This is a genomic window from Phaeobacter sp. A36a-5a, from assembly GCF_037911135.1.
GTDB classification, from domain to species: domain Bacteria; phylum Pseudomonadota; class Alphaproteobacteria; order Rhodobacterales; family Rhodobacteraceae; genus Phaeobacter; species Phaeobacter bryozoorum.
This window is the reverse complement of record NZ_JBBLYU010000003.1, coordinates 76488-99238: the sequence shown is the minus strand read 5'-3', so window position 1 is coordinate 99238 and position 22751 is coordinate 76488. Positions and strand designations below refer to the sequence as shown.

The 22751-nt window shown below is 60.0% G+C and carries 22 protein-coding genes; 12 read left to right on the top strand and 10 right to left on the bottom strand.

The annotated features are described in order from the left end of the window. Positions 1 to 47: 47 nt before the first annotated feature. The 3 genes from WLQ66_RS13900 (at position 48) to WLQ66_RS13890 (ending at position 2521) form a co-directional block, all read left to right on the top strand. Positions 48 to 734 carry a response regulator transcription factor gene (locus tag WLQ66_RS13900; protein ID WP_340546934.1) on the top strand — a complete coding sequence of 229 codons (687 nt, stop codon included), beginning with the start codon at positions 48 to 50 and terminating at the stop codon, positions 732 to 734. A 283-nt stretch (positions 735 to 1017) separates the two neighbouring features. Then, positions 1018 to 1806 (top strand): exodeoxyribonuclease III, encoded by a 789-nt coding sequence (locus WLQ66_RS13895; RefSeq protein WP_340546933.1) that lies wholly within the window; start codon positions 1018 to 1020, stop codon positions 1804 to 1806. 127 nt (positions 1807 to 1933) lie between these two features. Next, on the top strand, positions 1934 to 2521 hold the full coding sequence (locus WLQ66_RS13890; RefSeq protein ID WP_340546932.1) for a transglycosylase SLT domain-containing protein: 588 nt from the start codon (positions 1934 to 1936) through the stop codon (positions 2519 to 2521). A 77-nt stretch (positions 2522 to 2598) separates the two neighbouring features. On the opposite strand, the gene WLQ66_RS13885 is transcribed toward WLQ66_RS13890, so the two are convergent. The 4 genes from WLQ66_RS13885 to WLQ66_RS13870 form a co-directional block, all read right to left on the bottom strand. Further along, complete coding sequence (locus WLQ66_RS13885) at positions 2599 to 3186, bottom strand: LolA family protein (RefSeq protein WP_340546931.1); 588 nt, start codon at positions 3184 to 3186, stop codon at positions 2599 to 2601. Positions 3187 to 3253: 67 nt separating this feature from the next. Continuing rightward, positions 3254 to 6388, bottom strand: a complete 3135-nt coding sequence (locus WLQ66_RS13880; protein ID WP_340546930.1) for a DNA translocase FtsK — start codon at positions 6386 to 6388, stop codon at positions 3254 to 3256. A 115-nt stretch (positions 6389 to 6503) separates the two neighbouring features. Continuing rightward, positions 6504 to 7682 carry an aminotransferase class I/II-fold pyridoxal phosphate-dependent enzyme gene (locus tag WLQ66_RS13875; protein ID WP_340546929.1) on the bottom strand — a complete coding sequence of 393 codons (1179 nt, stop codon included), beginning with the start codon at positions 7680 to 7682 and terminating at the stop codon, positions 6504 to 6506. A 108-nt stretch (positions 7683 to 7790) separates the two neighbouring features. Continuing rightward, the gene (locus WLQ66_RS13870; protein WP_340546928.1) at positions 7791 to 9119 is read right to left on the bottom strand and encodes an amidase; all 1329 of its coding nucleotides are present in this window, start codon (positions 9117 to 9119) and stop codon (positions 7791 to 7793) included. An 89-nt stretch (positions 9120 to 9208) separates the two neighbouring features. Here WLQ66_RS13870 and WLQ66_RS13865 point away from each other — a divergent pair, with 89 nt between their 5' ends. Then, entirely contained in the window at positions 9209 to 10435 is a 1227-nt protein-coding gene (locus tag WLQ66_RS13865) for an FAD-dependent monooxygenase (protein WP_340546927.1), read from the top strand. Between the two features lie 97 nt (positions 10436 to 10532). Here WLQ66_RS13865 and WLQ66_RS13860 read toward each other — a convergent pair whose 3' ends face one another. Genes WLQ66_RS13860 through WLQ66_RS13850 form a run of 3 tightly spaced genes read right to left on the bottom strand, consistent with a single transcriptional unit; the run spans position 10533 to position 12340 of the window. Beyond that, complete coding sequence (locus WLQ66_RS13860; protein WP_340546926.1) at positions 10533 to 10739, bottom strand: Trm112 family protein; 207 nt, start codon at positions 10737 to 10739, stop codon at positions 10533 to 10535. Next, a complete protein-coding gene (locus WLQ66_RS13855) occupies positions 10736 to 11377 on the bottom strand; it encodes an LON peptidase substrate-binding domain-containing protein (protein WP_340546925.1) in 642 nt (213 codons plus the stop codon). Before WLQ66_RS13855 ends, WLQ66_RS13860 begins: the two co-directional genes overlap by 4 nt. A 27-nt stretch (positions 11378 to 11404) precedes the next feature. Continuing rightward, the gene (locus WLQ66_RS13850) at positions 11405 to 12340 is read right to left on the bottom strand and encodes a tetratricopeptide repeat protein (protein WP_340546924.1); all 936 of its coding nucleotides are present in this window, start codon (positions 12338 to 12340) and stop codon (positions 11405 to 11407) included. Positions 12341 to 12586: 246 nt separating this feature from the next. On the opposite strand from WLQ66_RS13850, the gene hspQ reads away from it, so the two are divergent. Then, complete coding sequence (hspQ, locus tag WLQ66_RS13845; protein ID WP_340546923.1) at positions 12587 to 12913, top strand: heat shock protein HspQ; 327 nt, start codon at positions 12587 to 12589, stop codon at positions 12911 to 12913. 100 nt (positions 12914 to 13013) lie between these two features. Here hspQ and WLQ66_RS13840 read toward each other — a convergent pair whose 3' ends face one another. The 3 genes from WLQ66_RS13840 to WLQ66_RS13830 form a co-directional block, all read right to left on the bottom strand. Beyond that, positions 13014 to 14588: a gamma-glutamyltransferase family protein gene (locus tag WLQ66_RS13840; protein WP_340546922.1), complete on the bottom strand. Its 1575-nt coding sequence runs from the start codon at positions 14586 to 14588 to the stop codon at positions 13014 to 13016. A gap of 257 nt (positions 14589 to 14845) precedes the next feature. Further along, complete coding sequence (locus WLQ66_RS13835; protein WP_340546921.1) at positions 14846 to 15292, bottom strand: ATP-binding protein; 447 nt, start codon at positions 15290 to 15292, stop codon at positions 14846 to 14848. Positions 15293 to 15327: 35 nt separating this feature from the next. After that, positions 15328 to 15672, bottom strand: coding sequence for an STAS domain-containing protein (locus tag WLQ66_RS13830; protein ID WP_340546920.1), 345 nt, complete (start codon positions 15670 to 15672; stop codon positions 15328 to 15330). A gap of 93 nt (positions 15673 to 15765) precedes the next feature. Here WLQ66_RS13830 and WLQ66_RS13825 point away from each other — a divergent pair, with 93 nt between their 5' ends. The 7 genes from WLQ66_RS13825 (at position 15766) to WLQ66_RS13795 (ending at position 22720) form a co-directional block, all read left to right on the top strand. After that, a complete protein-coding gene (locus WLQ66_RS13825) occupies positions 15766 to 16938 on the top strand; it encodes a thiolase family protein (RefSeq protein WP_340546919.1) in 1173 nt (390 codons plus the stop codon). A gap of 95 nt (positions 16939 to 17033) precedes the next feature. Continuing rightward, positions 17034 to 17492 (top strand): free L-methionine (R)-S-oxide reductase MsrC, encoded by a 459-nt coding sequence (gene msrC / locus WLQ66_RS13820; protein WP_340546918.1) that lies wholly within the window; start codon positions 17034 to 17036, stop codon positions 17490 to 17492. Positions 17493 to 17681: 189 nt separating this feature from the next. After that, a complete protein-coding gene (locus WLQ66_RS13815; protein WP_340546917.1) occupies positions 17682 to 18251 on the top strand; it encodes a helix-turn-helix domain-containing protein in 570 nt (189 codons plus the stop codon). Further along, positions 18251 to 18880, top strand: coding sequence for a LysE family translocator (locus WLQ66_RS13810; RefSeq protein WP_340546916.1), 630 nt, complete (start codon positions 18251 to 18253; stop codon positions 18878 to 18880). The genes WLQ66_RS13815 and WLQ66_RS13810 overlap by 1 nt, the downstream gene beginning before the upstream one ends. Further along, entirely contained in the window at positions 18877 to 19248 is a 372-nt protein-coding gene (locus WLQ66_RS13805; protein ID WP_340546915.1) for a GFA family protein, read from the top strand. The genes WLQ66_RS13810 and WLQ66_RS13805 overlap by 4 nt, the downstream gene beginning before the upstream one ends. 15 nt (positions 19249 to 19263) lie before the next feature. Continuing rightward, positions 19264 to 21711 (top strand): GcvT family protein, encoded by a 2448-nt coding sequence (locus WLQ66_RS13800; protein ID WP_340546914.1) that lies wholly within the window; start codon positions 19264 to 19266, stop codon positions 21709 to 21711. After that, entirely contained in the window at positions 21692 to 22720 is a 1029-nt protein-coding gene (locus tag WLQ66_RS13795) for a GlxA family transcriptional regulator (protein WP_340546913.1), read from the top strand. Before WLQ66_RS13800 ends, WLQ66_RS13795 begins: the two co-directional genes overlap by 20 nt. Positions 22721 to 22751 lie beyond the last annotated feature (31 nt).

Genomic DNA, 22751 nt, shown 5'->3' with positions numbered 1-22751 from the left:
GGCGGCGGACTGCGCATCTGTTGTGCACGGCACAGGAGGACAAGGTTATGGCCCAACTGAAGAAAATTCTGCTTGTAGACGATGATGAAGATCTGCGCGAAGCCCTGAGCGAGCAGCTGGTTATGACCGAAGACTTCGACGTGTTCGAAGCCGAGAACGGTCAGACAGCTATGGAGCGCGCAAAAGAGGCGCTTTATGACCTGATCATCCTGGATGTTGGCCTCCCCGATACCGATGGCCGCGAACTCTGCCGCCTGATGCGCAAACAAGGTGTGAAAGCACCGATTCTGATGCTGACCGGGCATGACAGCGATGCGGATACGATCCTCGGGCTGGATGCCGGGGCGAATGACTATGTTACCAAACCGTTCAAGTTTCCGGTCCTGCTGGCCCGGATCCGCGCGCAACTGCGCCAGCATGAACAATCCGAAGATGCCGTATTTGCACTTGGTCCTTATACGTTCAAACCGGCGATGAAACTGCTTCTGACCGAGGACGATCGCAAGATCCGCCTCACCGAGAAGGAAACCAACATCCTGAAATTCCTGTACCGCTCTAACGAGGGGGTTGTGCAACGCGATGTGCTGCTGCACGAGGTCTGGGGCTACAATGCCGGGGTTACAACCCATACGCTGGAAACCCATATCTACCGACTTCGCCAAAAAATTGAACCAGATCCGTCAAATGCACGTATACTAGTCACAGAGTCGGGTGGCTACAAACTGGCCATCTGACACCTCAGCGCCACAGAATCGCCCGGACTGGGAGGTATGGTGGTCATTGAGACAAGTGCGACGGCACTGACGAGAGATCCCGTGCATGTCCGGGTTATGACATGTTCCTCCCTGTTGGACTGCCGGGCCTAGTGCCCGGCTTTTTTTCGTTCATAGCAGCGCGAATGATGAAGACACGGCGATGATTTCGCCGTTCTCTCGATGCCATTTGTGCACTGGTATCACCGCGCCAGAGCGGGCAGTATCCGGCCAACAGCACAGACATTTGAGAAAGAGGCGCGCGATGTCGTTTACCCTAGCCACCTGGAATATCAATTCGGTTCGCCTGCGGGAGCCGATTGTCTGCAAGCTGTTGGCAGAGGAGGGGCCGGATGTACTCTGCCTGCAGGAGTGTAAGAGCCCGGTCGACAAGATTCCCTTGGAGCAATTTGCCGAGCTGGGCTACGGCCATATGATCGCCCGCGGCCAGAAGGGTTACAACGGCGTCGCAATTCTCTCCCGGCTGCCGATCGAGGATGTCGGTGACAAGGATTTTGCCGGTCTTGGCCATGCCCGCCACATCGCGGGCCGTCTCGAAAATGGCGTTACCATCCATAACTTTTATGTCCCCGCTGGCGGCGATGTGCCTGACCGCGAGGTCAATGAGAAATTCGGCCAGAAGCTCGACTATCTTACTGATATGCGGGATTGGTTTCACTCTGAGCGGCCGGAGAAATCCATCCTTGTCGGAGACCTCAATATCGCGCCGCGCGAAGATGACGTCTGGGATCACAAGAAGCTGCTGAAAGTGGTGAGCCACACTCCGATTGAGGTCGAACATTTCGCCGATGTCATGGAGGCGGGTGGCTGGTCGGATGTCACCCGCAATGATATCCCGGATGGGCGGCTCTACAGCTGGTGGAGCTACCGTGCCAAGGATTGGGATGCGGCGGACAAGGGGCGCCGACTGGACCATGTCTGGGCCAGCTCCGACATCAAAAACTCCTCCCATTCCAGTCGGGTAATGCGGGATGCGCGTGGATGGGAGAAACCAAGTGACCATGCGCCTGTCTTCGCGACATTTGACCTCTGACCGCCGATGATCGGTGGCGCTGGTCCGGGACAGGTTGCCGGCGCCACGGAATAGTGATTTTCACGCCGCTCGTGATTAGCTACACTGCCGCCAAAATACGCCCAGTGATTTACAAGAGGCAGAGGCAATGAGCAGAATCATAGGCGCCATGATCCTATTGCTGATCGTGGCATCCTGCGGAGGTGGCGGTGGCTCACCGCCGCGCAATCTCGACAATGCGTGCAGCATCATCAAGCAACGGCCCGAGTATCTGAAGGCGTTCCGCGCCACAGAGAAGCGCTGGGGCGTTCCCATGCATGTGCAGATGGCCATCATCCATCAGGAAAGCCGTTTCCGGTCCGACGCGCGCACACCGCACCGCTTTGCACTAGGGGTGATCCCGATGGGGCGGCAGTCCAGCGCTTATGGCTACAGTCAGGCGCTCGATGGCACCTGGGACGATTATCGCAAATCTGCCGGCCGCCGCGGCGCCAAGCGCAACCGGATCAAGGACGCCACCGATTTCATGGGCTGGTATATGAACCAGACGCGGGACCGCAACGGTGTGTCGCTCTATGATGCGCGCAACCAGTACCTAGCCTACCATGATGGCCATACCGGTTTCGCCCGCGGAACCTACCGATCCAAACCATGGCTGCTGCGGGTTGCTGCCAAGGTGCAGGCGCGGGCTGAGATGTATCAGACACAGCTTGCCACCTGTCGCCGCGCACGCTGACTGTTGCGATCATTACGACATGAGACCCCCCGTCCGATTGTTCGGGCGGGGGGTCTCATGTCTGACGTCGCCGCTCTTTAGCGCGACGGGGCTGAACTGGTGTTGAACAGTTTGGAGGACAGCTTGACCCCGGTTTGCAGCCCGCCAAGGATCACCGTGGTCTTGCCGCCGGAACCATCGTGGATCACCCATTTCCGCAGCTCAACCGGGTTGTCGGTGAACATCATTTCGATACTGCCATATTCCGGGTTTTTAGGATCCTGCGCGCGGATAATCGTGGAGGTGCCATCGAAGCCGTGACCCACCACCATATTGGCGCGGCCCAGGTTCACATTGCGGGCCAGGATCAGCGAAAGTGGCGTCCGGTTGAGTGGATAGGTCTCGGGCGGCTGGTTTGACTTCGGATCCTGAATCAGAACAGCGCCCGCGCCTGCAACCACAACCCCCTTGTTGGGTGGATCATATTCGAACCGCATCCGTCCGGGCCGGTGCATATAAAGCTTGCCGGTAGAGAGGCTACCATCGTCATTAATCTGGCTGAACGGGGCTGTCGCAGTAGAGATCCCGTTCAAATATTGCGAAACGTCGTTCAGGCTCAGTTTCTCGGCTGCCCATGCAGCCGGGGCACAGAGCGTCAGCGCTAGGGCGTAGGCAAGTTGTTTCATGGTTTCTAGATAGGGAGACATTGGCAAATGTGAAGAGGCGGGACCAATTGGCCCCGCCGTGAAACGACTATTGCTCGGGAACCAGAATTTCCCTTTTTCCGACGTGGTTTGCAGGAGAGACGAGCCCTTCTTCCTCCATCTGCTCAACAAGACGTGCTGCCTTGTTGTAGCCGATGGCCAGTTTTCGCTGGATATAGGAGGTCGAGCATTTGCGATCCTTGATGACGATCTGTACCGCCGTATCGTATAGCGCGTCCTCGGTATCGGTATTGCCACCGGTAGAGAGACCCAGCACCGCATCAATATTGTCGGCCTTATCGTCATCCGGGCCGTCAAGCACATTGCCGATATATTCGGGCGGTCCGAATTGCTTGAGGTGGTTGACCACCTCTTCGACTTCTTCATCTGACACAAACGGTCCGTGGCAGCGGGTTATCTTCGCGCCGCCCGCCATATAGAGCATGTCGCCCATACCCAGCAGCTGCTCGGCGCCCATTTCGCCGAGAATGGTCCGGCTGTCGACCTTGGAGGTCACCTGGAACGAAATCCGCGTCGGGAAATTCGCCTTGATCGTACCGGTGATCACGTCGACCGAGGGCCGTTGCGTGGCCATGATCAGGTGAATGCCCGATGCCCGGGCCATCTGCGCCAGACGCTGGATGCAGGCCTCGATCTCCTTCCCCGCAACCATCATCAGGTCGGCCATTTCATCGACGATGACCACGATATAGGGCAACGCCTCGGGCGCGAATTCTTCGGTTTCAAAGACCGGTTCGCCCGTGTCGTCGTCAAATCCGGTTTGCACGGTGCGGCTGAACATCTCGCCTTTGTTAAGCGCTTCTTTCACCCGGCCATTGTAGCCCGCAATATTCCGCACGCCCATTTTCGACATCTTGCGATAGCGATCTTCCATTTCGCCGACTACCCATTTCAGGGCGACGACGGCCTTTTTCGGATCTGTCACCACAGGCGAGAGAAGATGCGGAATGCCATCATATACGGAGAGTTCCAGCATCTTAGGGTCGATCATGATCAGACGGCATTCTTCGGGCGTCAGCTTGTACAGCAGCGACAGGATCATGGTGTTGATCGCCACCGATTTACCCGAGCCGGTGGTCCCTGCGATCAGCAGGTGAGGCATTTTCGCAAGATTGGCGACCATGCTGTCACCGCCAATATCCTTGCCAAGCGCCAGTGGCAGCGCATGGGTGCCATCGCCAAAATCGCGTGACGCAAGAATTTCGCGAAGGACAACTTTCTCACGCTTGTCGTTGGGCAGTTCGATACCGATCACGGTGCGACCCGGCACGGTAGAGACCCGCGCGGACAGTGCCGACATGGAGCGTGCGATATCATCGGCCAGACCGATCACGCGGCTGGCCTTGAGACCCGGTGCCGGCTCCAGTTCATACATGGTGACAACAGGACCGGGGCGCACCGAGACGATGTCACCCTTGACGCCATAGTCATCCAATACCGATTCCAGCATTCGCGCGTTTTCTTCCAGCGCCTCGTCACTCAGGTGGTGGCGTTCGATCTGTGCCGGGCTGGTCAGCAGCGAGAGCGGCGGCAATTCGAAATCACTGCTGGCATCTTCAAAGGCCAAGGGGGGCTGTGCTTCGGCCTTTGCGCGGGCCGATGGCTGCGGCGGCTTGCGGACTGGCTGTTCCACAACAGCCCGACGTGGCTCTGCCACCGGAAGTGTCACAGGGGGCGTTACGGGCGGGGCGACCGTCGCCGCTGCCGCATGAGATGCGGCGGCGCTTTCTGCGGTACGGCGCAGAACCTGCGCACCGCTGGCGTCTGGGGTCGGAGCGCTTGGCAGCCCTTCGGAGGCGACATGGTCGACGAACCCAGCGGACGCCGGATGCTCATATGCAGCACTATTGTACCCCTGGTGCGGCTCAGCATCGGGGGAATATCCGACCTCTGGTGCGGGTGGAACAGGCGGGACCGTTCCCATCGCCGCCTCCATAGCGTCCATCGACGCACCGGTCAGCGGTGGTTCGGGCGGAAGACCTTCGACGTTGTGATTAGGGTTAAAAATCAGGGGTTCCGGTCGACGTCCACGGCCCTTGGTCAGCGGGAAATCCACTTCGGGTGCCACATCAGCAGCGCGGCGCACGCGTACGGCACTGGCAATTTTTTCGGCGATCCGCTCATCGCCGGGAAGGGTGTCCAGATCCGCTGCCCTGCTCGCCTCACTCAGGACGGGTTCAACAAGTTCCGGTTCGGGCATCACTGGTTCGGCCCGGCGGATGAGGTTCGGCACACGGGCAAACAGGCCAGTCTTTTCCTTGACCGGTTCGGGCTCATCTTCGTGGCGCATGTCAAATGCCGGTTCTACCCGGCCATAAGGGGCGGCTGCCGGCCCAAGCACCGGAGCACCAAGCGGCGGCGCTGCTGTGGGCCCGTCGTCGAACTCCAACGGCTCGAACATCTGCGGGTCGGTTTCGGTGCTGTCGACGACATCTGCCATCGCGACCGCTGCTGCTGTACGTTCGGCGCGGCGGCTTCGATAGTTGAGCGCTGCCTGCATGCCGCTTGCTGCGCCCCGGCCAAGGACACCGGCGATCGCACCGTAGATCAGAATGAGACCGACCAATACGAACCGCAGACCACGGGTGACTTCAGCGCGGGTAAAGCCGAGGACGGTGGCGCCCAGGCCCAACATTCCAAGCGCGGTGAGGAGTGAGAGGAATTTGACCAGAAAGATCAGCCCAACTGGCAGCAGGGCCAACAGCATCCCCAGAAAGGTATATCCGATCATACCGCCGAGACCGAAGGTATGCGCCGATTTCCAGGCGTCGGATGGGACCAGCGTTTCCAGATGCAAGGAGACCAGCAGCAGCCAGGGCAGCGACAGCAGCAGCGGCCACAGGAACCGGTCTTCGCCGCGATGCAAGATGCAGCGTCCACCCCAGACGGTCAGGAAGAGCGCGATCGCCCAGCTGGCCTTGCCAAAGAGCGTGATCAGAATGAAGGCCAGCGATGCCCCGGTGCGACCCAGCATATTTTGCACCGGGGCATCAGTCGAGACCATCCAGTTCGGATCATCTGCCGAATAGCTGCCGATCATCAGGGCAACCATCAGGCCGAGGCCAATCAGCAGTGCGCCAATCAGTTCCTTGCCACGCTTCTCGATGGCCGCCTGCATGTTACTGTCCAGCAATGGATCGCGGCTGCGCGTCTGAAATGCCATGCCTACCTCGTTTCATCTTGTCCGTCGGGGCGTCCCGCTTCTTATGCGCGGGTTTGGGCCCCATGACTTTTTTATTTTGGCGCCGCTCGTTGAAAGGGGCGCATCGAATGGGTCATCAGTAGAGGCAGTTGCGCAATTTGCGCAGGGCTACCTCGGTCTGATCTGCGGGGGCGACCAGTGCCACCCGAATATAACCGGCGCCCGGGTTCTTGGTGCCGTTGCCCTGGGCCAGATAAGATCCGGGCAGCACCCGTACGCCGGTGTCCAGCCACAGTTTCAGTGCCGCCGCCTCTCCGTCCTCGACCGGTAGCCAGAGGAAAAAACCTGCCTCAGGTGCCATGTAACCGTCCAGCCCGTCAAAAACCTGATCCGCAATCCGGTATTTTGCCTGATAAAGCGCGCGGTTCTCCACGACATGCGCTTCATCCGCCCAAACTCGGGCTGCAGCGGCCTGTAGCGGTGCGGGCAGCGGGGCGCCGGAATAGGCGCGCAGCTGATGCACCCGCTTTAGCGTTTCCGATCCGCCGGCGATGAGGCCCGAGCGGAGACCAGCAAGATTGGAGCGCTTCGAGAGCGAATTGAACAGCACCACCCGTTCCGGGTCCGCACCCATTTCTTGTGCGACGCTCAGGGCACCCACCGGTGCGCTATCCCGGTAGATTTCAGAATAGCATTCATCGGCAAAGATGCGGAAATCATACTGCTCGGCCAGTTGGATAAGCTGGGTCCAGTAGTCCCGGCTGGCTACGGCACCCTGCGGGTTGGCGGGCGAACAGATATAGGCGACAGCAGTGCGGTTCAGCACCTCGGGCGGCAGGCTGCTATAATCGGGCAGATGACCCGTCGCAGCCGTCGCGGGTAGAAAAACCGGCTCTGCTGCAACCGAGATCGAGGCAACCATGTAGACCTGATAGAAGGGGTTCGGGATCAGCACGACTGGTTTCTGGCCGTTTTTCTGTTCCGGGCAGAGCGCCATCGCTGCATTGTAGAGCCCTTCTCGGGTGCCGTTCAGCGCCATGACCTGTGTCATTGGGTCGACGCTGACATCATAGCGGCGCTTGATCCAGTCGCTGATGGCGCCGCGCAGCTCGGTGCTACCCTCGTTGGGAGGGTAGCTCTGAAAGCCGGCGGCGTTTTCGACGATCACATCCGTCACCCAGGCCGGGAAATCATGTTTGGGTTCGCCGATGGTCATATGCACCACATCGCCGCCCGGCGTGTGATGGTCCAACAGGGCCCGCAGTCGCGGGAACGCGTATGGCGGCAGGTTTGAAAACCGCTCCGGAAAATTCATGTGTTTGGCCTCAGGTCCGGGATCGTTAATGCCCCGTTCACAAACAAACTACAGAGCGGATCCCCCTGCGTCCAGCCGCGCGAAGGTGGGCTTGGCAAAATGTGGCTTTCACGCCAATGCCCGCTCCACAGCTGCGCCGACGCGCAAGAGGGCCTCTTCGCAGTCAGGTTGCCCCAGGATCTGCAAGCCACATGAGGGGACGCCAGTGGGCAGTGACAGGCCACACAGTCCCATCAGATTGCCAATCCGGGTGTTGCGCAAGGCCATCAGATTTGAATGGATGTAGTAGTCGTGATCGTTCTGAAGCCGTTCGACATCAGGTGGCAGGATCGGAGAGGTCGGGCAGAGAACGCCGTCAAACCCTGCGGTGGCCAGATCCCAGTCCATTCGATACTGCTCCAGCTTGGCCCAGGCGGCGACATAGTCCGGACCGCTGAAACCGGCCCCGGAGCGGAACCGCTCCAGAATCTCGGGAAACATCATATGTGGTGCTGCCTCGATCACATCTTTCCACAGGCCGTAGGCCTCCGCTGTAAAGAGGATCGCACTGAGCGACATGGCCTCCTTCAGCACAGGAACCTCCAGCGGGACAATATCTGCTCCGGCTGCGCGTAGTTTATTCAGGGCGTCGCTGTAGGCCTCGGCAATCTCAGGGGCCAGATCCTCCTGCGCCACGGTCCGCAGGTCGGCAAAGCGACGTCCCTCCAAGGTGGTTCCGCGCAGATCGGGGCCATGGGTGCCCTCCAGGATACCTAGACAAAGCGCGGCGTCCTCGACCGATCGTGCCAGAGGGCCGACGGTATCAAACCTGAGGCAAAGCGGGACAACCCCTTCCAGGCTGATCCGGCCGGAGGTCGTCTTTAGTCCGACAAGATCATTCCAGGCCGAGGGAATTCGTACAGATCCCCCAGTATCAGAGCCTATTGCACAGGCCGCCAGACCGAAGGCGACGGAAGCTGCCGCACCGGAGGACGATCCGCCAGGGGCTGCCTGATCACCATGGATGCAAGGCGGTGTTGCCTTCACCGGATTGAGACCAAGCCCGGAGAAGGCCAGCTCGCTCATATGTGTTTTGCCGAGGCAGACAGCGCCCATTGATGTTGCCGTCTGCAGAACCAGCGCATCGCGTTCGGGGACCCGCTCGGCCAGCAGATTGGACCCGGCTTCGGTTGTGATATCAGCGCTGTCAAAAAGATCCTTCCAGCTGATCGGAACGCCGTCTAGCAGCGACAACCGCTGTCCCTGCGCCGCGCGCAGCTTTGCCGCCTCGGCCTCGGCAAGGGCGCGGTCATGGGTGACGATGGTGTAGATCCGGTCGCGCTTGGGATGGGCGTCAATGGCCTCCAGATAGGTTCTGGTCAAGGCAACCGGGCAGATTTCACCTGCCTCAATGCCACGGCCCAGATCCGCTGCGGTCTGCGTCAGCCATTCTTGCATGTGCGCCTCTCCAAATTGCTCGGGATGAGGCGACGGTAGCGGCACCGCGCCCCATGGACAATCCCAATCGCAGGCGCATATTGCGGGGCATGAAAAACACAACCGACATCCTGATTGTGGGCGGTGGCCTGAATGGTCCGGCCCTGGCATTGGCGCTGGCCCAGACAGGCCACACGGTGACGCTGATCGACGCGCTGCCGCGGGATCTGCGCGACGATGACGGCTTTGATGGGCGCAGCTATGCGCTGGCGCTCGCATCACAGCGGTTGCTGGAGCAGATTGGCGTCTGGTCGCAGGTCGCGGACAAGGCCCAGCCGATGCTGGACATCAAGGTCACCGATGGTCGCGCGGGTCAGGGACCATCGCCGTTCTTCATGCATTTCGATCATGCCGAGATCGAAGATGGTCCTATGGGATACATGATTGAGGATCGCTATCTGCGTCGTGCCCTGCGCCGCGCGATGGAGGCGGATTCCGCAATCACGCTGGTGGATGAGCAGACAGTCGTCGCGCAGCATGTCGACGCCACTGGTGTGACCCTTACGCTGGCCTCTGGTGACGCGCTGCGTGGGGGAATGATCGTCGGGGCGGATGGTCGGCGCAGTGGCACCGCAGCACGCGCAGGTATCAAACGGACCGGCTGGGATTATGGTCAGACGGCGCTGGTTTGCGCCATTCAACACGAGGCGCCACACAACGGCGTCGCCCATCAATTTTTCATGCCCGCTGGCCCATTGGCGATTCTGCCGTTGCCGGGCAATCGGTCTTCCATCGTCTGGAGTGAACGGAGCCGGGTTGCTGAAGCGATCCAGGCCCTGGACGAGGCGGACTACCTTGCGGCGCTGCGCCCCCGATTTGGCGATTTTCTGGGCGAGATCAGCTTGGCCGGTGACCGTTTCACCTACCCTTTGAACCTGACCCTCGCCAATGCGTTTGTGGCTGACCGGCTGGCGCTGGTTGGCGATGCCGCCCATGGGGTCCACCCGATTGCAGGGCAGGGGCTGAATGCAGGGCTTCGCGATGTCGGCGCATTGGCGGAGGTGCTGACGGAGGCAAAGCGCCGGGGCGAAGATATTGCCTCTCCGCTTGTGCTTGCGCGTTATCAACAGTGGCGTCGCTTCGATACCGCCAGTCTGGCGGCAGCTACCGATGCGTTCAACCGGCTGTTTTCCAACGATAACCCGCTACTGCGCTTGGGGCGCGACGTTGGGATGGCCGTGGTTGGCGCCTTTCCGGGGCTGCGCCGCACCTTTATTCGTGAGGCAGCCGGACTGACCGGGGATCTGCCGAGATTGCTTCAAGGGCTGCCGATCTGAAGCTGGCCATGGTGCGGGTGCAAATCAAATTGGCCGGACAAAACTTGCCCGGCCACATCAAGATTTCAGCTTCAATCGCATTGCGGCAGGTATCGGCCTAGTCCAGAACGCGCGCCTCGCCCTCAAGCATGACAGGAATGCCATTGCGGATCGGAAAGGCCAGATTGGCCGCGCGCGATATCAGCTCCTGCGCTGAGGCATCGTATTCAAGGACCGTCTGCGTGCGCGGGCAGACCAGTGCCTCAAGCATCCGGCGGTCAAAGGGCGCCTCACTGGCTCCGGTGGAAGACGGTTCAATGCTCATTGCAGAATTTCCTCATGCGAGCCGCCGCGAAGGGCGAATTCGATCAATGTGATTAGGGTCTCGCGCCTTGTGGCAAGGCAGGGCGCTTCGAGCAAGGCCTGTTTGTCTTCGGGGTCGAAATCGAGCATCATCGACAAGGAGTTGATCAGTAGCTCGTCCTCTGCGTCCTTCAGGGCATCCCAATCTGTCGAAAGGTTGCGCGATTCAAAGAAACGTTCGAGCAGCTCTAGAAAGCGGGCGCGGTTGAAATCGTCGTCCGCCTCAACCCGGCCCAGATCGCGATGAAACCCGTCCCAGTCGACATCGCACCGCCGATATGGCGTGAACCCATTGATCTCGGTCTTGATCCGAAACCGTGAGACGCCGGACAAGGTAATCAGATAGCGGCCATCTTCGGTTTCCGAAAACTGCGTCACCCGTCCGGCGCAGCCGATGCTGTGCAGGCTATTGTCGCCGGTTTTCGACGGGAACGGCTGTATCATGCCGATCATCCGGTGTGGCGTCTTGAGCGCATCCTCCAGCATTTGCAGGTAGCGCGGTTCGAATATGTGCAACGGCAATCGCGCCCGGGGCAAGAGCAACGCCCCGGGCAGCGGAAACACCGGCAGAGTGTCGGGCAGATCAGCAACCTGTATCATGCTAGGGACTGTAGCGCTGGCGCCGCCCTAGGCAAATATGATGGAGCTGAGTTTGCGCCGACCATTGAGGACAATCGGATCGTTTGGCTTCAGAGCGTCGAAAATTGTGAACAACTGTGCTTTGGCCGCTCCGTCGTTCCACTCTTGGTCTTTGCGGAACAATGTCAGGAGTTCATCCACTGCGGCTTGGGTGTCGCCAGCTGCGTGCAGGGCCTGTGCCAGATCAAACCGGGCCTGATGGTCCTCGGGGTAGGCGTCCACGGTTGCGCGCAATTCCGTCACGGGACCTGCATTCTCGGCCTGACGAGCCAGGGCGATCTGGGCATGAGCGGCCTCGATTTCTGCGGCATCGGAGATATCGGCAGGTGCGCCATTGAGCACCGCCTCCGCCTGGTCGAGATCTCCCATGGCGACATGGGCGCGTGCCAGCCCCCCGTAGGCGGCGGCGCTGTGATCATCTTCGCCAAGCACGGCGGCGAAGGTCTGCGCCGCATCCGCGAAATCACCATCGGCCAGCATCTGCTCGGCCGCTTCGACAGCTTCGCCCAGCCCGCCGTCCGCGCTGCCACCGGCTGCTTCGATTGCACGTTTGATGAATGCGTCGATTTCAGACGGCGCTACCGCGCCCTGAAACATGTCAATGGGCCGCCCCTGAACAAAGGCGACAACCGTCGGGATTGACTGCAAAGGAAGTCCTTGCTGCGAGAGTGCCTGAACCAGACGTTGGTTCTGATCCACGTCGATCTTCGCCATGGTGACGGCGCCTTTTGCCTTGGCCACGGCAGCTTCCAGCGCGGGTCCAAGTGTTTTGCAGGGGCCACACCAAGGAGCCCAGAAATCGACGATCACCGGCGCGTGCATCGACGCATCGACAATGTCCTGCATGAATGTTGCCTCGGTCACGTCTTTGACCAGATCACCTGCGGGGGCCATATCTCCCGCGCCGCCAAGAATATCGATCATGCGCTTGCTCTCCATTTCCAACTTGCCCCCTATATGAAAGCTGGCTGCCCAGAAACCAAGGGTTCATCTGCGCAAAGCCCTGCACCCGAGCGCTATCGCGGCTGTTTGCCGAGGGCTCAGAAGGCGCAGGTATATGGCGACAGCATTGTTCTATCGTGAATGACACAGTGTTTCCGGCGAAACCGGGCCGTGGATTCGACATTTTCCCTTGTCGCAGAGTATCATGAGGCGATAGGAACAGCATTCATGCTTAGAACGCGCGCAAAATATAATCTGGGACAGGTTGTCCGTCACCGCAAACATCCCTTTCGCGGAGTTGTGTTCGACGTCGATCCAGAGTTTGCCAATACCGAGGAATGGTACGAGGCCATTCCCGAAGACAGCCGCCCGGTGAAGGACCAGCCGTATTACCATCTGCTGGCGGAAAACGATCAGACCTACTACGTGGCCTATGTGTCGGAACAGAACCTGATCGCCGACTATTCCGGCGAACCCGTGGGGCACCCCGATATTCCAGAGATGTTCGGCAGTTTTGACGAAGGCAGCTATGAGCTGCATTATCAACTGAACTGATATAAGCGGCAGGCCTCTGGACCTCAGCCTTATGAACTCCGCACTGGCGCGGCCAAAGTGCGAAGATCCATTTCTCTCAATTGCGGTCTTGTCGTGCGGTTTAATACCCCAGAGCGCAGCCATCTTTCCGAGGGTCGCTGGCACCTTCCAGCACACCTGAGCGATGAATCTGGATCGCTTGTGCTCCGCCAATTGCGGTCTCCGGTATCGCGATGTTGTGTCCCATATCCGCGAGCTCTTGTCTCACCGCATCGCTGTAGCCGCGTTCGACCTTCAGGGTGGCGCCATCGGCAAAGGCGCGGGGCAAATCGATCGCCGCCTGGGGATCCATGCGAAAATCCGTCATGTTAGAGACGAATCGCGCGTGACCATTGGGCTGATAGGCACCACCCATCACGCCAAAGGGCATGGAGACCGCGCCTTCCTTGCACAGCATTCCCGGAATGATGGTGTGCATTGGCCGCTTGCCGCCTGCCAGCATGTTGGGGTGGCCCTCTTCCAAGGTGAAGCCTGCGCCGCGGTTTTGCAACAGAATGCCAAACTTGTCGGAGGCGATCCCCGATCCGAAACCGTGGAAGATCGAATAGATCAGCGAAACGGCCATGCGGTCCTTGTCGACGACGGTGATATAGATCGTGTCTTTATGCACTGCCTCGCTGATCGGAGCAGGTGCAGCCATCGCGCGCTTCGGATTGATCAGCTCGGCCAGGCGCACCGCCGTTTCCGGCGCCAGCATATGGTCCAAACGGGCCGTGTGATCTGGATCCGCAATGAACCGGTTGCGCGTATCATAGGCGAGCTTTGCGGCTTCGGCTTCGATGTGAATACGTTCTGCGCCAACTGGGTTCATGCCTGCCATATCGAAATGCTTCAGGATATTCAGCATCAGAATAGCGGTGGCCCCCTGACCATTTGGCGGGTGTTCGACCAGCTCGATATCCTTGTAGCTGCCGACAACCGGTATGGTGACGTCAGCCTGCGTAGCGGCAAAATCCTCGCTGCGTTGCAACCCGCCGCGGGCTTGCAACGCAGCAATCATATCTTCGGCGACCTCGCCCGTATAAAACGCATCACGCCCGTCTTTGGCGACGCGCCGCAATACCTCGGCCTGACCTGGAGCGCGAAATATCTGCCCGATCCGCGGTGGCTCACCATCAAAAAGATACTGGTCGCGGGCGCTGCCCTGAAGCGTGTCGGCATCGTTCTGCCAGTCAAAGGCCACTCGCGGAGCCACCGGAACCCCAACTTCCGCATAGTGGATAGCAGGGGCAAGGATGGCATCCAGCCCCAACCGCCCTTCGGTATCGGAGAGTTTGCAGAAGGCATCGATTGCACCGGGTATGGTCACTGCATGGGCGCTGGTCAGGGGAATCGCGCTCAACCCATTCGCCCGCAGCCCGGCCGCGTTGGCGGCCGCGGCGGCACGCCCCGATCCGTTCAGGGCCATAACCGGCGAGCCGGGGCGGGAGTAAAGAACAAAACAATCGCCACCAATCCCGGTCATTTGCGGTTCACAGATGCCAAGCAGCACCGCGCCAGCGATTGCGGCATCCATCGCGTTGCCGCCGCGTTTCAGAATGTCTATGGCCGCGCCCGCCGCCAGCGGATGAGATGTGGCGCAAAGACCATTTTCGGCAAAGACCGCCGACCGTCCGGGGAAGTGAAAATCGCGCATGGTGCCTCCTGTAACTGGAAGGCAGCTTAGGTCGCACGGACGCAAAGGCAACGACAAAGGAGGATGAATGAGTCGCCGCTGTCGCTACGGCGCAATGCGGAATGGCGCCGTTCCGGCGCAGATCATCTGCACTGGCGCCGCCTGTAGCCCGATGAACCGAGCGATAAAGAGGAGAGAGGAGGTCTGGTGTTCGCCGCCGGGTGGCCAATGTGCCGTCCGCATGGTAGCGATGGATGCCGGAACTCGGGCGCTAGACGTCACGCGCTATTGGCGTTGCGCATCTGAATTTCGAAACACAGGGAAAGGTTGTTGCCGCTGTCATCTCGCTTGTATTGCACATCTGAGGTGAGTTCGCGGATCAGCAGCCAGCCAAAGCCGCCTTCTGGCAGCTGGTCGGTCTCAACAGTCAAGTCATGCGCGGTCGCGATCGGCAATTCGCCATCCTTGAACGGAGCGCCGCCATCGCCAATCGAGATCCACAGCTGGTCAGGGTGCAGATTGCACCGTATGCGGACATCCCCGATGTCCATGCCGGCATAGGCATGTTCGACAACGTTGTTCACCGCCTCAGTCAAGGCGATCTGCACCTCATCCGCCCGGGCTTCCGGGATGCCCATTTTGCGCAGCCGCGCCACAACATCCTGTACACCGGATCTGGCATCCAGTTCCGTTGCCGTGAACGTGCAGGAAAAGGTTTCTACCATAGTCTTTTCGCTCCGCGTTACAATCACGCGTGGGGTCAAGAATCGATGCGGGTGGCAGTCGTTGCGTCGCTCAGTGACGCATACAAATCAAAAACAGTATCCATTCGCGTCAGTCGAAACACCTTGTCGACCATCGGCGTCAGCCCGGCGAGGTCCAGTTTCCGGCCCTGTCCGAGCTGCTTCATAGCAGCTACAATAGCACCAAGACCGCTGGAATCGATGAATTTTACTTCGGACAGATCAAGAATGACGCGATCAGGGCCATTTTCGGTGGTCGCGCGCATGTCTTCTTTGAATTGGATGGCCATCGCTGCATCAATGCGTTCGGCATTGACGGTCACGATCTGTGTACCATCTGCTGTTGTGCTCGTCAGGCTCATGAGTGTCCCCGCGTCAATATGTGTTGACGATCAAACTAGACGTCAATCCTTACGATTTTGTATGCACTATTTCGAGATTAGGAGGAATATTAGATGAAAAATGTAGTGATCGCAGGCGCGGCCCGAACCCCGATGGGAGGTTTTCAGGGCATGTACGACGGCGTCGCGGCCGCCGACCTCGGCGGCGCTGCAATCCGCGCAGCTCTTGAGGGGGCAGGCGCCAGCACGGTGGATGAGGTCCTGATGGGCTGCGTCCTTCCGGCGGGCCAGGGCCAGGCGCCCGCGCGACAGGCCGGGTTTGCGGCTGGCCTCGGAGAAGAGGTGCCTGCAACGACGCTGAACAAGATGTGTGGCTCCGGGATGAAGGCCGCGATGATTGCTTATGATCAGATCGCGCTTGGGCAGACCGATACCATGGTTGCGGGCGGTATGGAGAGCATGACCAATGCGCCTTATCTTCTGCCGAAGATGCGCAATGGCGCGCGGATCGGGCACGGGCAGGTGGTTGATCATATGTTTCTCGACGGCCTCGAGGACGCCTATGACAAGGGCCGCCTGATGGGGAGCTTTGCCGAGGATTGCGCTGAGACCTATCAATTCACCCGTGAAGCGCAGGACGAATACGCGCTGACATCGCTATCCAATGCGCTGGCCGCACAGGAAAGCGGTGCGTTTGCCGGTGAAATCGCGGCTGTCACCGTAAAAACTCGAAAAGGCGAGGTCGTGACGGATGCCGATGAGCAGCCGAAATCGGCGCGCCCCGACAAGATCCCGACGCTCAAACCGGCCTTCCGCAAGGATGGCACCGTAACGGCAGCAAATGCCTCCTCGATCTCCGATGGCGCGGCGGCCTTGGTTCTGGCCTCGCAGGAGGCTGCCGAGGCGCAAGGCTTGACCATACGCGCCCGGATCATGGGGCATGCAAGCCACGCACAGGCGCCGGGTCTGTTCACAACTGCTCCAGTCCCAGCAGCGAAGAAGCTGATGGAGAAGATCGGCTGGACCACCGATGATGTCGACCTGTGGGAGGTGAATGAAGCCTTCGCAGTTGTGCCCATGGCCTTCATGCGTGAAATGGGGCTGCCGCGCGACAAGGTGAATGTGAACGGCGGTGCCTGCGCGTTGGGGCATCCGATTGGGGCCTCTGGTGCGCGGATTATTGTAACCTTGCTCAACGCGCTGGAAAAACGCGGTCTCAAACGGGGGATCGCTGCCATCTGTATCGGCGGCGGCGAGGGAACGGCAATCGCGATCGAGCGGGTGTGAATGTCACCTTTACCAAAATACTCTCGGGGGTGAATTGACCTGAAGGTCAAGAGGGGGCAGACAGCCCCCTCTGCTACACTTGAGGAGGGCTGCTCTTGCAGGTCGAGTACGAAACACTTGCCAAGACTATCGCTGCACTGACTGAGGGCGAGACTGACGAAGTTGCGCTGATGGCAACCGTGAGCTGTGAGGTCCACCACAGCGATGATCGGTTCAACTGGACTGGGTTTTATCGGGTAGTGGCGCCGCAATTGCTGAAGATTGGCCCCTATCAGGGTGGTCATGGATGTTTGCAGATCCCGTTTTCACGCGGCGTCTGCGGAGCAGCGGCGCGCAGCGGTGAGGTGCAGCTGGTCGCTGATGTTGACGCCTTTCCGGGCCATATCGCCTGTGCGTCATCGACACGGTCCGAGCTGGTGCTGCCGGTATGGAACCGCGACGGAGCGCTGATCGGCGTGTTTGATATCGACAGCGATCAGCCGGATGCCTTCACGCAAGAAGACGCAGAGCAGCTGACGCTCATATTGAAGCAGGTCTTCAGCCGCGCCGATTGATTCGGTGATCAAGGGGCGTTGCCCCTCGGCCTGACGGCCTCACCCCAGAGTATTTCTGGAAAGATGACGAAGCCGGGCGCCTTTATGGCCCCGGTTTTTGTTTGTCGGGGCCGTTCATGAAAAAAGGCTTTGAAATTTCACAAAGCCAGTGCATCGTGAAAAAATGACCCGCTTTTTCATGGAGCCCCTGTGACAGATCAATCACCATATCACGCAACACTCGGTGCGGATCTGCGCGCCTTGCGTAAGGCGCGTGGCGTGACGCTTGCCGATCTTGCGGGGCGTCTTGGTCGGTCTGTTGGCTGGTTGAGCCAGGTCGAGCGGGATATGTCGGAACCGTCGATTTCTGATCTTAGAGCGATTGCCAGCTCGTTGGATGTGCCGATGTCGATGTTGTTTGCCCATTCGGCGGCGCCGGTTTCAGAACAGGGGTACATTGTCCGCGCAGGCGCGCGCCGTCCGATGGGGTCGGGCGACGAAGGTCTGATCGAAGAACTGCTGTCGCCCGATCTGACCGATGACTTCGAGATGGTGCACTCCACCTTTCGTCCGCATTCGCGGATGCAGACCCCCGCCGACCGCCCGACGCAGGAGGTTGGCTACATGATTTCAGGCCGGTTGGACCTGCTGATCGGGGGGCGCAGTTTCACCGTGGGGCCCGGCGACAGTTTCCGGATCAAGGAAGAGCCGTACCAATGGGCCAACCCCTATGACACGCCGGCCGTCGCGGTCTGGGTTATTGCTCCGCCGGTGTATTGATGAGTATTGATGCCTGGATCATATTTGGGTTGTTCTGGGCTGTCTTCGTGACCACACCCGGGCCGAATGCGGTGAATTGTATCTCCAACGGAATGGCCTTGGGGTTTGGGCGTGCAATGGTCGGTGTTCTGGCGATCCTGACGCAAGCGACGTTGTTCCTATTGCTGTCGGCCCTGGGGGTGACGACTCTGATCGCAGCCTCGCCCACCGGATTTCTGGTGGCCAAGCTGATTGGCGCCGGGTTTCTGATTTATCTGGGTTGGCGTGGTTGGCGCAACGCGACACGCCCGGTTCCGGCCACTGTCCGGCCCGCCCGTCACATCTACCTGCACGCCTTGGCGGTGGCCGTGATCAATCCGAAGAGCGTGGCGGGTTATCTCGCCGCGTTCTCGCAGTTCATCCAGCCGGACGTGCCGGTCTGGGACCAGATGCTGGTGATCGTGCCCACTGCCTTGGGCCTGACCACTCTGAGTTACACCGGTTTCACCCTGCTGGGTGCCAGCCTGGGAAAAGCTGCAATGAAAGCCGTCTTCAGCGTCTGGATCCGTCGCCTGCTGGCAATTTGTTTCATTGTTTACGGCGTTCTGCTCGGCGCGAGCAGCGCTCCCAACCTGGAGGTTGCAAGATGATCAAGGGGTCCTGTCTTTGCGGGGGTATTCATTATGAGACATCCGCCCAACCGCAGGGCGCCTCGATGTGTCACTGCGGCCAATGCCGTCGGCAATCCGGGGGTATATGGTCGTCGGCTCGCGTGCCGGAGGCAGAGCTGATGATCTCCGGCGAGGTGAGCTGGTACGCGGCCAGTCCGGTGGCGAAACGGGGTTTCTGCGCCCGTTGCGGATCGTTTCTGTTCTGGAAAGCTGAAGATGGGGACGCGATCTGTTTTTCGCTTGGCTCGGTCGAGGCACCTACCGGTGTCTCCCTAGAGAAGCATATCTTTGTTGCGGACAAGGGCGACTACTACGACATCGCGGACGGCGTGCCGCAAGAGGACTGACATCAGGGAGCAATCATGTCCGATTTTCCAAACAAGGCCCGTGTGGTCATCATCGGCGGTGGCGTCGTCGGCTGTTCGGCACTGTATCATCTTGGGAAGAAGGGATGGACGGATTGCGTCCTCCTGGAAAAGAACGAACTGACAGCCGGTTCGACATGGCATGCGGCGGGCAATGTTCCGACATTCTCGACCTCTTGGGCGATCATGAACATGCAGCGCTACTCGACCGAGCTGTATGCCCGCCTCGGTGAAGAGGTCGACTATCCGATGAACTATCATCAGACCGGCTCTATCCGTCTGGCCCATACCAAGGAGCGAATGCAGGAGTTTGAACGCGCCTGCTCCATGGGCCGCTATCAGGGCATCGGGATGGAGATATGGACGCCTAAGCAGGCCAAGGAGCGTTATCCGTTCCTGGAGACCCACGACCTGAAAGGTGTGCTGTGGGATCCGTCAGACGGCGACATCGACCCGGCGCAGGTGACGCAGGCGTTGGCCAAGGGCGCCCGCGACATGGGCGCGAGGATCATCCGCTTCTGCCCGGCAACCGGCGTCAGCCAGAAGGAAGACAAGACCTGGATCGTGCATACCGATAAGGGCGATATCGAATGCGACTATGTCGTGAACGCCGCCGGTTATTATGCCCAGCGTGTCGGAGAGTGGTTCAAGCCCTATGGCGGGCGCACCGTGCCGATGATGGTGATGAGCCACCAGTATCTGCTGACCGAGCAGATCCCCGAGATCGAAGAGCACACCAAGAAGACCGGCAAGAAGCTCCCGCTGATCCGCGATGTGGATGTGTCCTACTACCTGCGGCAGGAGAAAAACGGCTACAATCTCGGGCCATATGAGCCGAACTGCAGGGGCCACTGGATGACCGAGGACGACCGGATGCCGGACGATTTTTCGTTCCAGCTGTGGTCGGATGATCTGGACCGGATCGAGGATATCGTCACCGACGCGATGGAGCGGGTGCCGCTGATGGCGTCCACCGGCGTCTCCAGCGTGATCAACGGCCCGATTCCCTATGCCCCCGACGGTCTGCCGCTGCTGGGCCCGATGCCGGGCGTGGACAACGCGTTCGAAGCCTGTGTCTTTACCTTTGGCATCGCCCAGGGCGGCGGTGCCGGCAAGGTGCTGGCGGAGTGGATCGCCGACGGCCAGACCGAGTGGGACATGTGGTCCTGCGATCCGCGCCGCTACACCGACTACACCGACCAGGAGTACTGCAACAAGAAAGGCATGGAGGTTTACGGCAACGAATACGCCATGCACTTCCCGCACCACGAATGGCCCGCTGCGCGAGACAAGAAGGTCAGCCAGGTGCACGGCAGGATCAAGGAACTGGGCGGCCAGATGGGCGCCTACAACGGCTGGGAGCGCGCCAACTGGTTTGCAAAGGATGGTGACGACACCTCCGAGGAGGCCACTCATACCTGGGGCCGCTCCGGCCCGTGGCAGCAGCGGATCAAGGAAGAATGCGAAGCGGTCCGCGACGGCGTCGGCGTGCTGGACCTGCCGGGTTTCTCCCGTTTCAACCTGAGCGGCGACGGCGCTGCGGAATTCCTGCGCGGCATGATCACCGGCGGTCTGCCCAAGGCGGGCCGGATGAACCTGGTCTACTTCGCAGATAACCGCGGCCGCATCCTGACCGAGATGTCCTGCATCCGTCATGGCGAGGACCACTTCACCCTGATCACCGCGGGCTCGGCCCAGTGGCACGACTTCGAGATCCTGAAGAAGGCGCTGCCCGAGGGCCTGACCCTGACCGACCGCACCACCGAATTTGCAACCATGATCGTCACCGGCCCGAAATCGCGGGAGCTGCTGGCGGGCATCTCGGATGCCGATCTGTCGCTGGGCTGGCTGACCCATCAGGAAGCCACGGTCGCGGGCAAGCCCGCCTTCCTGGCGCGGGTGTCCTTTGCTGGCGAACTGGGCTGGGAGGTCCATTGCGCCAACGCGCATCAAACGGAGATTTACGAGGCCCTGCTGGCGGGCGGCGCCAAGCCGTTTGGCATGTACGCGCTGAACTCCCTGCGCATCGAAAAGGGTTACCGCACCTGGAAGGGTGACCTGTCCACCGACTACTCGCTGCTTGAAGGCGGGCTGGAGCGGTTCGTCAAGCTGGACAAACCGCAGGATTTCCCGGGCAAGGCCGCGATCCAGGCCGAAAAGCAGCGCGGGGTGAAGAAATCCTTTGTCACCCTGATTGTCGATGCCGGGGAGGCGGACGCGCCCTATATGTCCTGCATCTGGAAGGATGACGAGATCGTGGGCGAAACCACCTCTGGCGACTGGGGCTACCGTGTGAACGCCTCCATCGCGCTGGGCATGGTGCGACCTGAGTTGGCGGTGCCCGGAACCGAACTGGAGATCGAAATCTACGGTGAGAAATACCGTGCGGTGGTTCAAAAAGACGAACCACTGTGGGATCCGGGCAATGACCGGCTCCGGGCCTGACCCTCGCGCGACCTCCGGGGGCCCCGCCCCTGGGGGACGTCGGTGGCAGGTTGATATCCTGCTGAGCGAAGGTTTCGTCCTTACGGAATTTTCCGCCGTGGTGGAGCCGTTGCGCTTGGCCAATCGGGTGTTGGCGCAGCCACCGTTCTCCTGGACCATTCGCTCCGCAGCGGGTGGTCAGATCGGCTGCCGGGCGGGTGCCTTTGTCGAGACGGAGCCTTTTGCAAGCCGCGCCGAGGCGGATTGTGTTTTTGTTCTTGGCAACACGGATCCCGATTGCCCTGCGCTGTCGATGGGGCCGCTGATCAGCAAATATCGCGCGCGCGGAGCCAAAGTCTATCTGCTGGCTGAGGCGGCAAGCAGGTACATCCGCGACAGCGGAAAGCAGGGGGCGCTCCACACGACACATTGGGAAAACGCCACTTTGATGCGCGAACGTATTGGATTGTTTGACGCCAACTTCGCGCTTGCAAGCGAGGATGGTCAGGTTGTGACCTGTGCCGGAATGGGGTCGACGGTGGATATCGTTCTGGCCCTGATTGGACAGCTGACAACGGCCGCCGCCCAGGTGACGGTTGCCAATATCCTGCTGCATGACAAGATACGCGATTACGCATCGCTGCAACCCTTCTCAGGTGTGAAGCCAACGGTTACCGGTGATGCTGACCTTGATCAGGCCATTCGCGTGATGCAGGAGCACATCGAAGACCCGTTGCCGATCAACGAGATCGTGGATCAACTGGGGATTTCGACCCGATCGCTGGAGCGCAAGTTCAATACTTTTCTGGGCACCACTCCAAACGGGTTTTACCGCGAAATGCGGCTGAACAAGGCGAATAATCTGCTGCTCAACACCACTATGAGCGTGCGGGAAATCGGATTGGCCTGCGGATTCTCCAACGGGTTTTCGACCCTGTATAAGGCTTTTTTCGGCATTACCCCATTTGCCCTGCGAAAGTCACGACGCGCTTCCCAGTCCATGGAGCGACGTCGGAAACACGCCGATTAGCGGCGGAGAATACAGCGGCAAGATTGGCGTT